Origin of the sequence: Demequina subtropica, assembly GCF_000971235.1 — a bacterium.
Taxonomy (GTDB): Bacteria; Actinomycetota; Actinomycetes; order Actinomycetales; family Demequinaceae; genus Demequina; species Demequina subtropica.
This window is the reverse complement of sequence record NZ_BBMB01000004.1, coordinates 53,029-65,938: the sequence shown is the minus strand read 5'-3', so window position 1 is coordinate 65,938 and position 12,910 is coordinate 53,029. Positions and strand designations below refer to the sequence as shown.

At 71.6% G+C, this 12,910-nt stretch carries 18 protein-coding genes; all 18 read right to left on the bottom strand.

All coding sequences use genetic code 11. The features are described 5' to 3' along the window. Positions 1 to 26: 26 nt before the first annotated feature. On the bottom strand, positions 27 to 1,322 hold the full coding sequence (locus tag AOM06_RS03935; protein ID WP_062303105.1) for a geranylgeranyl reductase family protein: 1,296 nt from the start codon (positions 1,320 to 1,322) through the stop codon (positions 27 to 29). 56 nt (positions 1,323 to 1,378) lie between these two features. Then, a complete protein-coding gene (locus tag AOM06_RS03930) occupies positions 1,379 to 2,077 on the bottom strand; it encodes a hypothetical protein (RefSeq protein ID WP_062303102.1) in 699 nt (232 codons plus the stop codon). After that, positions 2,074 to 2,574, bottom strand: coding sequence for a hypothetical protein (locus AOM06_RS03925; RefSeq protein ID WP_062303099.1), 501 nt, complete (start codon positions 2,572 to 2,574; stop codon positions 2,074 to 2,076). The genes AOM06_RS03930 and AOM06_RS03925 overlap by 4 nt, the downstream gene beginning before the upstream one ends. Further along, entirely contained in the window at positions 2,571 to 3,101 is a 531-nt protein-coding gene (locus AOM06_RS03920) for a hypothetical protein (protein ID WP_062303096.1), read from the bottom strand. Before AOM06_RS03920 ends, AOM06_RS03925 begins: the two co-directional genes overlap by 4 nt. Next, the gene (locus tag AOM06_RS03915; RefSeq protein ID WP_062303093.1) at positions 3,098 to 5,824 is read right to left on the bottom strand and encodes a WXG100-like domain-containing protein; all 2,727 of its coding nucleotides are present in this window, start codon (positions 5,822 to 5,824) and stop codon (positions 3,098 to 3,100) included. Before AOM06_RS03915 ends, AOM06_RS03920 begins: the two co-directional genes overlap by 4 nt. 12 nt (positions 5,825 to 5,836) lie before the next feature. Then, complete coding sequence (locus AOM06_RS03910; protein ID WP_062303089.1) at positions 5,837 to 6,124, bottom strand: hypothetical protein; 288 nt, start codon at positions 6,122 to 6,124, stop codon at positions 5,837 to 5,839. Continuing rightward, a complete protein-coding gene (locus AOM06_RS03905) occupies positions 6,121 to 6,495 on the bottom strand; it encodes a WXG100 family type VII secretion target (protein ID WP_062303086.1) in 375 nt (124 codons plus the stop codon). The genes AOM06_RS03910 and AOM06_RS03905 overlap by 4 nt, the downstream gene beginning before the upstream one ends. A 51-nt stretch (positions 6,496 to 6,546) precedes the next feature. Continuing rightward, positions 6,547 to 6,840, bottom strand: a complete 294-nt coding sequence (locus tag AOM06_RS03900; protein WP_062303083.1) for a WXG100 family type VII secretion target — start codon at positions 6,838 to 6,840, stop codon at positions 6,547 to 6,549. Between the two features lie 116 nt (positions 6,841 to 6,956). Next, on the bottom strand, positions 6,957 to 7,574 hold the full coding sequence (locus AOM06_RS03895; protein ID WP_062303080.1) for a hypothetical protein: 618 nt from the start codon (positions 7,572 to 7,574) through the stop codon (positions 6,957 to 6,959). Further along, a complete protein-coding gene (locus AOM06_RS03890; RefSeq protein WP_062303077.1) occupies positions 7,567 to 7,833 on the bottom strand; it encodes a hypothetical protein in 267 nt (88 codons plus the stop codon). Before AOM06_RS03890 ends, AOM06_RS03895 begins: the two co-directional genes overlap by 8 nt. A gap of 191 nt (positions 7,834 to 8,024) precedes the next feature. Further along, the gene (locus AOM06_RS03885; protein WP_062303073.1) at positions 8,025 to 9,770 is read right to left on the bottom strand and encodes a WXG100-like domain-containing protein; all 1,746 of its coding nucleotides are present in this window, start codon (positions 9,768 to 9,770) and stop codon (positions 8,025 to 8,027) included. Positions 9,771 to 9,782: 12 nt separating this feature from the next. Beyond that, complete coding sequence (locus tag AOM06_RS03880; protein ID WP_062303071.1) at positions 9,783 to 10,070, bottom strand: WXG100 family type VII secretion target; 288 nt, start codon at positions 10,068 to 10,070, stop codon at positions 9,783 to 9,785. After that, entirely contained in the window at positions 10,067 to 10,441 is a 375-nt protein-coding gene (locus AOM06_RS03875) for a WXG100 family type VII secretion target (RefSeq protein WP_062303068.1), read from the bottom strand. The genes AOM06_RS03880 and AOM06_RS03875 overlap by 4 nt, the downstream gene beginning before the upstream one ends. Positions 10,442 to 10,491: 50 nt before the next feature. After that, positions 10,492 to 10,785, bottom strand: a complete 294-nt coding sequence (locus AOM06_RS03870; RefSeq protein ID WP_062303065.1) for a WXG100 family type VII secretion target — start codon at positions 10,783 to 10,785, stop codon at positions 10,492 to 10,494. Positions 10,786 to 10,891: 106 nt separating this feature from the next. Next, positions 10,892 to 11,128 carry a hypothetical protein gene (locus AOM06_RS03865; protein ID WP_062303062.1) on the bottom strand — a complete coding sequence of 79 codons (237 nt, stop codon included), beginning with the start codon at positions 11,126 to 11,128 and terminating at the stop codon, positions 10,892 to 10,894. Positions 11,129 to 11,214: 86 nt separating this feature from the next. Then, positions 11,215 to 11,529 (bottom strand): hypothetical protein, encoded by a 315-nt coding sequence (locus AOM06_RS03860; RefSeq protein ID WP_062303059.1) that lies wholly within the window; start codon positions 11,527 to 11,529, stop codon positions 11,215 to 11,217. 16 nt (positions 11,530 to 11,545) lie between these two features. Continuing rightward, a complete protein-coding gene (locus AOM06_RS14920) occupies positions 11,546 to 11,938 on the bottom strand; it encodes an FHA domain-containing protein (protein WP_062303056.1) in 393 nt (130 codons plus the stop codon). A gap of 218 nt (positions 11,939 to 12,156) precedes the next feature. Then, the gene (locus AOM06_RS14915) at positions 12,157 to 12,909 is read right to left on the bottom strand and encodes a hypothetical protein (protein ID WP_062303053.1); all 753 of its coding nucleotides are present in this window, start codon (positions 12,907 to 12,909) and stop codon (positions 12,157 to 12,159) included. Position 12,910 lies beyond the last annotated feature (1 nt).

Sequence of the window (12,910 nt, the reverse complement as noted above, 5' to 3'; positions counted from 1 at the left end):
CGTCTTCCTCGAGGTCGCCGATGCCGTCAGGCCGCCGGAGCGACCCGAGTCAGGGCGGACAGCAGCTTGTCGGCCCAGTTGCCGCCATGCGGCTCGTAGACATCTGCCAGCAGTCTAGACGTGAATTCCATGACCAAAGGACTAGGAAGTCCGTACCGCGTGCACACCTTCATGACGGTCGGATGCTCGACCAGCGAGGCGAACACGCGTCCCAGCGAGTAGTAGCCGCCCAGATCGTCCTTCATCATCCGGGCATAGCTCGCCAGCGCGGCCTCCTGGTCCCGCGCGCCCGTCGCGTCGCGCCACGCGACGGCGGCCTCGGTGGCGCGCCGCGCGGCCTGCATCGCGTAGGCGATGCCCTCGCCGTTGAACGGGTTCACCATGCCGCCCGAGTCGCCCACGAGCATCATCCCCGGGACGTAGTGCGGCTGGCGGTTGAAGGCCATCGGGATCGCGGCACCCTTGATGTCGCCGACCTGCTCGCCGAGCTCCCAGTCCTCGGCCGAGTGGTCGAGCCAGTCGCGCAGCAGCGCGCGGTGGTCGAGCTTGGGCGGGGTGCCCTTCGCGCTGAGGGTGCCGAGGCCCACGTTGGCGGTGCCGTCGCCCAGCGGGAAGATCCACCCGTAGCCCGGGAGCAGGTTCGAGCGCCCGCGCTCGCCGTCCCAGATCTCGAGGTGGCCCTCCATCCACTCCTCCTCGTGCCGGGGGGTGGTGAAGTACGTGCGGACCGCGACGCCGAGCGGGCGGTTGTCCTTGCGCTCGATGCCGAGGCCCAGCGCGATGCGCGCGCTCACGCCGTCCGCGGCGATGACCAGGGGCGCGCGGAACTCGGTCGGCTCGCCGACCTTGCGCCCGCGCTCGTCCGTCTCGCGCGCGATCACGCCGACCACGCGGCCGCCGCCGGCGTAGCCGTCCTGGCGCTCGTCGCGGATGACCGACTCGACGTGCCAGCCCTCGCGGACCTCGGCACCCGCGGCGCGCGCGTGCTCGGCGAGGCGGTGGTCGAACTGCGCGCGCGGCAGCGACAGGCCGTAGTTCGGGAAGCTCTCGAGGTCGTGCCACGGGAACTCGAGGCGGTGACCGCCGCCGACCATGCGCAGGCCGTGGTTGGGGATCCAGCCCTCCTCGCGCGGCGTCGGCAGCCCGATGAGGTTGATCTCGCGCACCGCGCGCGGCGTGAGGCCGTCGCCGCAGACCTTCTCGCGCGGGAAGCGGGTCTTCTCGAGGGCGATCACGGAGAACCCCTCGGCAGCCAGGTAGCGGGCCGCGGCGGCACCGCCCGGCCCGGCTCCGATCACGATGACATCAGCCTCAGCACTCACCCGACAAGGGTAGAGGCGTGCGCACGATGCTCGGTGCGCCACGAGCCGGTCCCCGCTCAGGCGCCGTGGCGCTGCGCGCGGTCCGCCTCCGCCGCTGCGAGACCGCGCTGAGCGCCGAGCGCCATCTCCTCGGCTCCCGAGTAAGCCTGCACGGGGCCGATCGCGCGCTCCATCGCCCCCTGGAAGCGCTGCGAGATGCGGAGGCGCACGTGCGGGTGGTGCGCGGCGGCCTCGCGCAGCGCCCGGGCGATCGCGATGAAGTCATCCCTTCCGTGCGGCAGCGCAATGTCGTACGCGCCCTTGAACGCCTCGGCCGACTGGAGACCGTCCACCCCGAGCTGGACCCGGATGTGGTTCACGCCCAGCAGCGCGTTCTGCAGCAGGAGCGAGTTGAGCGCGCCGTGGCCGCCTACGCGCCCGTCGATCAGCACCAGGTCGATGCGGTGCCACGGCAGCAGCGCCGATCCGCCGACCACCAGACCGTCCGGCGAGACGCCGAGCGCCACGCGGGACGGGTCGAGCTCGCGCGGCACCGCGAACGCGCGGCGCACGTAGAAGGCCGCCGCCCCGACGAAGATGGCCGCGACGGCGAGCCCCCACCAGGCCTCGCCCACGACCGAGGCGTAGGCCAGGAAGGCCGCGAAGGCGGCGAGCAGGAGCGCCGTCGTCCAGCATCCCGCGGCGAGCCGGCCGGACCGGCCCGGCGCGTAGCGCACCTCGAGCATCGAGGGGCGCGAAGCGGGCGTCGAGGTCATCCCGCCAGGGCCTCGGACCCGAGCTTGGCGCGCCACCACGGCGGGATGTGATCGGCCTCGCGGCGGTTGAGGAACCACTCCATCTGCCACTCAAGATCGCTCAGCGGCGGGTCGAGCTCGCTCGGCTCGCTCGAATCGTCGACGTGGATCTCCACGGTGCCGCCTGGGACCAGCCAGGCATGGAGCCGTAGCCACGTCCCCATCTGCCGCGAGCACGAGGAACGCCGCAGTCCGGCCACCAGCTCCTCGATCTCCTGGGACGCCGGGAGCCGCGTCATCGGTCCCCACGGACCCGCGATCTCTCCCGCGGGGTGGTGAACCTCGACGACGAGTTGGACCCGGCGCAGCGCGAGCGCGCCAGAGACCGCCACCGCGGTGGCACCGTCCGCGAGGAAGGGCCGCATCGCCTGCTCGAGCCGCGCGGGCAGCGTCGACACGGCGAGCCGCCGCGCCCACTCCTGCCGACGTGCGTCCGTCGGTGCATCCGCCGTGGTCATGCGCGCAGCGACGGCGGGACGATGTCGGCGACGCCGTAGAGCGGCCGGCCCTCGGGATCACGGAACGAGCGGATGATGGCCTCCGTCTGCTCGAGCAGGACATGCGTGGCCTCGGCCGCAAGGTGCGGCACCAGCGCCGCGATGTACTCCTCGCCGACGCGCACGCCGATGCGACGCCGGTTCACGACCGTCACCTCGACGAGCGCGCACCGCGGGTCGATGTCCTCGCGGAACGGCGAGATGCCGACCACCGGCATCGCGCCGCGCGCGGCGGCCCCCAGCGCCCGCGCCATCCAGCGCTCGGCATAGGTCCACGATGCGAACCAGGCGCGATGGTCGAAGCCCGGACCGCGCTCCTGCTTCGCGAAGAGGTCGACGCTGCCGTCGGGGTTCGCCTGCCAGCGGTCGAACCCGTCCCACAGGTCCGGACCCACGTCGAGGCGCGAGCCGTCCTGGGCACGCTCCCACGCGAGGCCCGCGTCCTCCAGCAGCGCCATCATCTCCGGCGCGATCGCGATACCGCTCACGGCAGGAACACCTCGGCAACCACCTTCATGTCGATCAGGTCCTGGAGGGACACCGGCTCACCGAGCTCATCGAGCCAGCGCATCTGCATCCCTCCTCCGCCGCGACCCAGGGCGGGCGCGGCCTGCTCCACCACCATCGTGATGCCGAGGTCCGACATCCGGGCGTCCGCGTCGGACGCGAAGCGGTAGTGATGGACATCCTCGAACAGGGACTTGGGCGGCAGGCTCACCTGATCCATGCCGTAGTACGTCCCGTGGTCGATGGGGGCCGCGTACCCGCCGCCGGGGTAGCCGGCCCGCGTGAAGACGTCGCCGCCGAACACCGCCTCGTAGCTCGATGCCGTGGCCGCGCGCGTGGTGCCGGGCACGGCCCCGTGGTTGTCGGGCCACGCGTAGTCGGGCGAGCCGTCGGGACCCTGCACCATGTGCTCGTCGACGAAACCTCCGTAGTCGAGCAGTGCGCCGTCCGGGCCGGTGCCGAACAGCGTCGCGGGATCCACGGTCGTCTCCATCTCGATGAGCGTCGGCAGCGCTCGGCTGCCAGGGCCGCTCACCAGGGTATCGAGGTCGACATGCCCGCCGGTCGCGTGCGAGACGTCCTCGGGCGTCAGCGTCGGGATGTCCGGCAGCGTCGAGGGGCCCGGCACGGCGCCGACCGCATCGACCGCCGCGGCGACCTGCGCCGGGACGACGGGGTCGCCGGGGTGCCCCGCCTCGGCCGGTGCGGCCTCGAGCACGCCGTGCTGCGCTGCGGCCCCGTCGGCATCCGTGGCGTCCGTGGCGTCCGTGGCGTCCGTGGCGTCCGCAGCGTCGTCCGCGCCACCCTCGTGGCCGTCGCCCGCGGCATCGTGCGCGTCGCCGGCCTCCGGCTCCACCGTGTCCACGGCGCCGTCCAGGCCCGCGGGCTCGGTCGGGTGCGTGTCCATCCCAGCCTCGATGTGCGGGAGGCCTATCGCATCAATGTCTGCCTGCGATGGCGGCGCGATCTCGTGGATTGCCGTGGCCGAGGCCTGCGCTGCTTCCGCGCCGTCAGGCACGGCTCCCGTCTCAGGCCTCGTCAGCTCGGCGACGCCCGACGGTTCCCCGGGGTGCGCGGGACCGTCACCGCCGGATACCTGCGGGGCATCACCCTGCGGCGCGGATGGCGCGCCGCCGGGCTCCGACACGCCTCCGGGCACCTCTCCGCGGTTCTGCGGAGCGTCCGCGTCCGGCTTCGGAGCGACCGGATCCGCGGTCGCGGCCACCGCATCGGTGCCGCCCCGCACGGGCGCATCCGCGTCGATCGACGGCGCGCCCGTGCCAGCGCCCGCCGAGGAAGTCACGGGGACATCCGCGCTCCGCGCCGGCAGGTCCATCGACTCGGGTCGGAGCGCGGTGGTGTCGACCTGCCCGAGCTCCGTGTGAGCAGTGCCCCCGTCGACGGCGCGGTGCGCACGGAAGCGCGCTGCGGCGGTCCCGCTGACCCCGGCGCCGATGGTCCCGGCCACTGTGCCGATGAAGAGGTCCGACAGGCTGAACTGGTCGTCGGTGATGCCCAGCTGGATGCCGTACTCGGCGAAGCCGCTCACCTGAGCCGCAAGGACCTCGCCGGGCAGGTTGTCGAGCCACCTGAGCGACGTCATCCCGCCGCCGATCGCTCCGCCGACGCCGCCGGTGAGACCCGCGATGAAGATGTTGGTGTCGTCCTTGGTGAGCGGAGCGGCTGCGAACGCACCCGTGGCGCCCTTGATCGCCTCGAGGCCGACCTTGCTCGCCCGTGTGCCAGTGGTGAACGTGCGGCGCCACGCCTGCACGGCGCGGATACCCGCGAGGACCTCGTCGAGCCGCGTCGCGAACAGGCGCGCGACCGTCTTGAGCTTCATGATGATCGACGCGATCCGGGTGCCGTACCACGCGACCCTTCCCGCTCCGATAGCAGCGCCCGCAGCGCCGGCCGCGCCGAATGTCACGAAGCTGAGCGCAACGCTCACGCCCGCGGTCACCGCGAGCTCGACCGCGAGATCCTGAAGGAGGTCCAGACTCTGCTGCCGCGTGTCCTCGACCTGTTGGGCGTACTCCGAGCAAATCGAGGCGAGGCTGCTGTCGCTGCCGCCTGCATGATCGGCGAGCGACCTGAGGCTGTCCTCCAGGTCCTGGAGCGAGTCGACCAAGAGGGCCCGGTCGGGCGCAACCACGCCCGCTAGCAGGCTCGCGACCGCACCGATCTCGCGTGCCTCCACGCGGAGGTCGTCCGCGAGGGTGCCCCACGCGGAGGCGGCGGTGCGCAGACGGTCCACGTCGGCGTCGGGCCAGAACAGCGACCCAAGGAAGTCGATGACCAGCTCGAGGCCGGGCACCGGCATCGGGTTGCCCCCCGAGGACGTAGGAGGCATCGGGGGGCAAAGGGCCGGCGGGGCTCCGGGGTCCTCGAAGCCGGGCCCGGTCTCGTCCTTCCCGTACGCAGCACGGTCGGCTGCCGCGTGTAGCCCACCGATCTCCACGAGTCTCCTGGCCACGGCACGCTTCGCATCTGCCACGTCGAACAGCACCGTGAAGACCGAGGCGGCCGCAGAGTCGTATGCCTGTGCGAAGCGCTCGCCGCCGTCATCCGACCCGGCCATGTTGTACCCACCCGCAAGCCCGGAGGATGCCGACGCGATGACTCGGCGGAGCGACGCCTCACGCCTCAGCGCGGCGTCGGACGCGGCGACGTAGTCGCGCGGATCGAGATCGAGGCGTGTCATGGCGGTGGGGCGTCAGCCCGCCACCTCCTTCGCCTGATCGATGGCTGCTTCGTAGGCCTGGCGCGCCGCGTGGACCCATGCGGCGAGCGCGTCGGTGCGGTCACGAAGCGCGAGTGCACCCACCGCCCACACGCCGACCTCGTCGATGAACTCGCGCGAGGCCTGGCCGGACCAAGAGGCGAGGAGGGCGCTGCCATGGTTGGTCGCGGAGCGCTCGAAGGCCGTAAGGAAGTCGGTGAGGTCGTCGAGGGTCCGCTTGAGCGTGTGAAGGTCTGCGGTGTCGACCGTGTGGCGGGTCATGAGGCTTCCCGCCTGCCGTCCGGCTCGCCGTCCGGGCTCGCGCCGGGCTGACCCGTCGAGGTCCCTATCGCGCTCGCGGCGGTCTGGGCGACGGCGGTGCGCGCGACCTCGACCTGCTCGTACCCGCCTTCTGCGGCACGCATGCGTGCCACCAGCGACGTCAGCGCCACCTGGACCGCCGCGGCATCCGTGAGCAGTCCCTGCCACGCGGACGCGAACTCGTCGGCGGCGTCACCGGTCCACGAGGCTCCCACCACGCCGGACACCGACGCGTTGGCGACATCGAGACGTGCGCCGAGATCATGCAGCAGGCCCTGCAGCAGGTCCGCCGTCGTCGCGACCTGGCCTGTCGAGACGGAGAATCGAGACATGCGCGCTCCTCAGCACCATGGCTCCGGGAGCAGTCGCCCCCCGACGCCGATCTAGCCGCGGAACGAGTTCGCGATGTTGCCCTCGGACTCCTCGTACGCGAGCGCAGTCTTTGCGAGTTGGTCGGCGATGCCCACCAGGGACTCCTTCAGCTGCAGACCGGCCGTGTCCCACTGCTCGTAGAGGTCCATGAAGCTCTGCGAGGCCGCACCGCCCCAGTCGCCAGCAACGAGCCCGCTCACCATCGACTTGAGGTTTGCGAGGTGCGACTCGATCTGCGTCGCTCCCGACGACAGCTGGTTCGCGACGCTCGACAGCGACTCCGACGTGACCTTGATGTCAGCCATGAACATTCCCCCGGTGATGACCGCGTATTGATGCGTGCGGCCAACCTAGCGGACCGCGGCCTCCCCAGCCAACCACCGAAACTGGTGATCTACCTCACAATTCGCGCATCGGCCCGCTACTGCGCACTCGGTGCGAAGCCCAGGGCATCGGCCATCCACGGGCGTCCGGGGTTGAGCAGCTCGACCGGCCTGCCATGACGCTGCGCGGCCTCCTTCACGTGGCGCGCGATCGCCACGTACTCCTGTTCGCCACCCCGCAAGTCGCACTGGAACGCGGTCGCAGACGCCTTGACGAAGAAGGGGCGCTCCTGCGACCACTCCCCCGTCCGAGTCACCACGATGCAGTTCTCGGTGATCTTGATCGCCCGCTCGAGCGCGGCGGACTGAGCAGGCGCCGTGTTCATGCACCGGAACGTCACCTTCTCCACCTCGCCCCAAGGGATGAGGCCGGAGCCGGGGACGCGCAGACCCGCCTCGGACACGCCGATGGCGACCTTCCCCTCGGCCGTGAACTGACCGATGCCGCCGGCCAGGCCGCCGAGCGCCTTGACGAACGGGATCAGCGCGAGCCCGCAGACGATCAGCCGCACCACGAGGTTGACGTCGGTCGCCATGAGGATGACGGCCGCCGCGGCACCCGCGATGAGCAGCACCGCTCCCGACTTCAGCATGGTCGCGATCCCCGCGAGGGGCTTGTTCTCGTACAGCGTCTCCAGCGTGCCGGCTTCAGCCATCGCTCGTACCTCTCGTGTGGTTGTCCTCGGGCAGCGGTCGCACCACCCCGTACGGCGCGACGGATCCGCGGTCCCCGCTCGCAGCCCGCACGGCCGTCGCGATCACCCGTGCGAGCGCGAGCGCCGCGCCCACGGCGGCGAGCAGGAACGCATAGCTCAGCGGACGCGAGCGGTCGTCCGGGTCGTCGCGCGCGACGAGCCACAAGAGCAACGCGGCGGACGCGAGCGAGGCACCCAGCCACGCGAGGCTCGTCCTCACGACGTCACCAACCAGGCTGCCCTTCGCAGGTGCGTGCCACGGTTCCGTCGCGAGTGGTGATCTCGCGGGCTTCGCGCTTCCATCGCCACCTCTCTTGCGGGCCGTCCAACGGCCGGGCCCCTCGGCGGCGCCCGCCTCGGACGATAGCGGACTTGCCGCGGCCTTCCGACGCGCGCCTCCGCCAGGCCGGCCTAGAGAGCAGGCAAAGCTCCGCCCACGGCAGGCAACGCCACCTCGATGTCGGCGGGGTCGGGCGGGGCGATCGCATCGATGCCGGACGGCAGGCCCGAGCCCGCCGTCGGACCTGCCTGCGCAGGTGCCGCCTCCTTCACCAGAGGCGCCTCTCCCTGCGGCACGGCGACCGAGCCGCTCGCCTCGGGCATCGCGGTGGCGATATCGCCGCTCACGCGCGGCGCCTCGACATCCGCGCGGTGCGCGAGCGGTTCGATCGTCGCTGCCGCGGCGTCGGCCCCTGCCCTCGCGACGCCATCGACGTCGACTCGCGGTGTGCTCGATCCGGCACCGGCCATGGGTCCACCGGCATCAGCCGTCGCCCGCGCCGCCGTGATCGCCGAGGCGCGGCCGACGGCGCCGCCAGCCGTCCCCAGGTCGGACTCGCTCGGCACGTCGGGCTTGCCGTTCTTGTTTCGAGAGCGGCCAGCCCCAGCCGTGACACCCGCGCTGAGCGCAGAGGTGACCGTGGTCGTGGCCAAGTCCTTGGCGCTGAACTCGTGGTCCGTGAATGCGGCGTCCGCGCTGTAGATGGTCATTGCACTGATCTGCGCCGCGAAGATGTCACCCGGCAGCCGGTCGAAGAGCTCCAACGACGTCAGGCCCGCGCCGAAAGCAGCACCGGCGCCGCCGTAGAGGGCGGAGAGCGGGATGTTGGGGTCGTCGCTCGTCGAGGGCGCCGCGACCGCGCTTCCCGTCGCGCCCTTGATCGCCGCGAAGGCGACCTTGGAACGGATGTTCTTCTCGTTGCCCAGGACTCGTCGCCAAGCTGGAATCGACTGCGCCTTCACGAGCTGCTTGTCCAGAGACGCGACGGACTTCAACGCCCACGTCTTCAGCTTCAGCGCGCGCTGCCCGATCCTGTAAACGCACACCGCGGCCCGTGCCTCGGCGGCGGCAGCACCCACCGCGGCAGACCCGCCGAACGTGATAACGCCCAACGCGACGCTGACGACTCCGGTCACGACGAGTTCGGCCAGGAGGCTCTTCAGCTCGTCCTCGGTCGCCCGACGGGTCTCTTCGACCTCCTGCGCGTAGGCCCAGCAGATCCCTCCGAGGCCGTCGTCGCCGGCGCCCGTGCGGTCTGCGAGATCGTCGACGTGCGACTCGAGGGCCCGAAGCGCATCGACGAGCGCTGCGCGCTCGGGGGAGACGATCCCGGACAACCGATCGGCGACAGCACCGAGCGCCTTCGCCTCGTTCCGCATGGCACCGGCGAGGCCGTTCCACGCGACCGATGCCGCGCGAAGCCGGTCGATGTCAGCGTCCGGCCACGTCACCGAGCCCACGAAGTCGACCACGGATTGAAGCTCGGGCACCGAGATGGAGGTGCCCCCTGCAGACGAGGGCGGCATGACCGGGCATGCCGGCATCGGCGCACCGGGATCATCGAACCCTGGTCCCGGACCGGCGAGGCCCTGGTTCGCGCGCTCCGCGGACGCGTGCAGCGCACCGATGCGCACGCATACGCGCGCCGCCGTGCGCACTCCGTCTGCGACATCGAGGACTTCCTGAAACACCGCCCGCGCGACCCGGTCATAGGACTCCGAGAAGCGGTCCCCACCGCTGTCCGTGCCCGCCATCTCGTATCCGCCCGCCAAGCCGGCGGACGCCATGGCGATCGCGGCGTGGAGCGACTTCTCCCTCGCAAGGGCGATGTCCGCGGCGTCAGCGTAGTCAAGCGGCTCAAGATCGATATACGTCATGGCGCCCGGACCTCAGCCCGTCACCTCCTCGGCCTGTGCGATCGCCCACTCGTAGTTGGTTGCGGACTTGCTCACGCGCTCCGTCAGGGCTGTGGTCCACGCCTGAAGCGCACCCACATAGCTCGCCCACTCGTCCAGGACCTCGATGAACTCGCGGGACGCCTCTCCAGACCACGTCGCCAGGAGGGCATGGGAGTGGCGCTTCGTGGCGCCTTCCACCATCGCGAGGTGGTCCGCCAGCTCGTGGAGCGTTTGCGAGAGCGCGCGAAGGTCCTGGGTGTCGACGGTGTGCCTGCTCACGTTGCGCCGCCCTTCGCGGACGATCCCCGCGCGTCGCGCTCATGCACCGGAGAGGCCGGCACGACCATCGTCTCGGCCGCCGCGTCCGCGATCGCGGTCCGCACCAGCTCCACCTGTTCGTACGTGTCCTCGGCGGCACGCAGGCGGGCGATCAGGACGGTCAGAACGGCCTGACCGACAGCGGTGTCTGCAAGCAGCGCCTGCCACTCCGCCGCAAAGTCATCGGCCGCCGCACCCGTCCAGGACGCGCCGACCACGCCGGCGACCGACGCGTTGGCAACATCGATCCGCACACGAAGCTCGCTCAACAGGCCCTGAAGAAGGTCCGAGGTCGTCGCGACCTGATCCGTCGAGACGGTGAATTGAGACATGCGCGCTCCTCAGCACCATGGCCCTCGGGGACATCAGTCCCCGAAGCCGATCAGCCGCGGAACGAGTTCGCGATGTTGCCCTCGGACTCCTCGTACGCGAGCGCCGTCTTCGCCAGCTGGTCCGCAATCCCCGAGAGCGACTCCTTGAGCTGGATGCCCGCGGTGTCCCACTGCTCGTACAGGTCCATGAAGCTCTGCGAAGCGGCACCGCTCCAGTCACCCGCGACAAGGCCGCTCACCATCGACTTGAGCTGCGCCAGGTGCGACTCGATCTGCGTCGCACCGCCCGACAGCTGGTTCGCGACGCTCGACAGCGACTCCGAGGTGACCTTGATATCTGCCATGACGATTCCCCCAACGGTGATGTGCGCACTGTTGCGCGCCGCAAAGTTAGCGGACCCGGCGGCCTCCGTCCAACCCGACGTGACGAGCGACACTCCTGATAAACCGCTAAATTCCCAATCGGGACGGAGCGGACTCGATGCCCAGGATCACCTCCGGCAACCCCCGGCCGCGCATGAGCATCTCGACGTCGGCACGCGTGCCACCACGCAGGTCGCATCGAGTGGCCGTAGCCGAGACCCCGGAGAGCGGGATCGAGGCGATCGCGGCGGCGCGCAGGCGCGCCACCGAGCGGACGAAGGACGACGGGATGACGACGACGGCCGCGCCGATGATGGCGCGCACCGCTCAAGCCTTGGTGATCGTCGCGATCCCGGCGAGCGGTCTGTTCTCGAACCGCGTCGCTGTCGGGGCGACGCCGTGCTCCCGGCTCACCACCCAGGCTGTCCCTGGCAGGCCTTGCCCAGCAGGTGCAGACCGCTCCCCTGGGCGGAGAACGCAACCCACGCACGGACACCGTCGCCCGCCTGTGCGGCGTCACGGATCTCACCGAGAGTGGCACGCGCGTGGCGGTCCCACGCGAGCTGCGCGGCACCCTCGGCGCTCGGCCGGATCGCCTCGGCGCGCAGCAGCGTGTCCACGAGCTCGACCACCCGCTGCCCCTGCGATGCGTCCGTCTGGAGGTCGAACAGGGCGCCGAGCAGCTCGACGGTGGGTCCCTTGACCTCGGCGCAGTACTCCCTCACGCGTCCTCCTCAGGCTTCACTCGTGGGCGGCGTAGACTTGGGCGCGCACCTCGCCGAACCAGAGCACGTCGCCGTGCCCCACCGGCACGGGCGTGCCCTCGGGGCAGGCGAACACGGTTCCAGAACGCTCGATGCGGGTGCCGTTGGCGGACCCCAGGTCCTCGAGCACCAGGCCCTCGCGCACGGGTCGGAGCACCGCATGGGTGCGTGACAGCGTGCGCGCGCGGTCCTCGAGCACGAGCGCCACCGCGCCGGCATCCGCACCGGGCCGCCGCCCGACGAAGTGGTCACGGTCGATGCGATGCGTGCCGTCGTCCGATGCGAGGAACCACGTGTACGTGGCCTCCACGGCCACGGGTGCCGCGGCCTGAACGACAGGGGCGGCGGGCGGCACGACCGGCGGCGCCACGGGCGCATGCGGCGAGGGCCCACCCGGCTGCGTGCTCTCGCTACGGCCGCGCGATCCGGTGCGCGAGGGCTGCGGACGGCGGGACACCAACTGGCCGCAATCGAGGCAGAACATGCTGTGGGGACGCAGGTCGCTTCCGCAGTACGCGCATCCAGCCGCCACGTCGTCTCCGTCCCCCAGGATCCCTGCCGTTGGTCGCCGAGTGTAGACCTTGCCTGCTACGACGCTGAGCCATCCGCAGGGCAGCCGCGTGCCCCAGGCACACCCGCGGACCAGCCGCCGAAGGAGAGGTCCGCCGATCCCGACGGGTCCTCGACCTCGAGGCGCAGCGGGACGGGATCTCCCACGGCCGACACCGCGAGCGTGCCGACCACCGGTCCACCCGCGGCCACCAGGAAGGTCGCGACCTCGTCCTCGACCTCCACACCACCGACCTGCGCCGTTCCGAGCAGGGTCGCGAGGATCGCGTCGGGCCCGTCGAGCCACTCCCATTGCTCGCGCAGAGCGTCGCCGGGGCCCAGGCACTGCCCTTCGACCAGCGCGGGCCTCCCCACCTGGCGTGCGTACCGCGCATCAGCCTCGACCCACAGGTCGTCACCCGCGCGCGACAGCGTCACCGTCGCGCCGTCCCATGACACGCTCGCCTCGTAGTCGCGGTCGGTGCCCGTCCACGCGAGCGCGACCGCGGACCGCGCCACGGCCCCGTCCTCCCCGGTGGTGCGACGCTCGAGCTCGCCGGTCACGGTCGCCGAGGTCTGCCGCCGTACCGCGGCGAGGATCGCCTCGGGCGCATCGGCGGCGTCGACGGCCTCGATCGCGTTGCGGTCGGCCGGAAGCGGCGTCGCCGGCAGGGAGTCGAGCCCCGCCGGCACCTCCGGCGACGCTCCCGGCGACGATGCGGCGGCCGAGCAGCCCGCGAGCGACAGGAGTGCGACCCCCGTGAGCACCGTGGCCCGGGCGCGCCAGGTCACC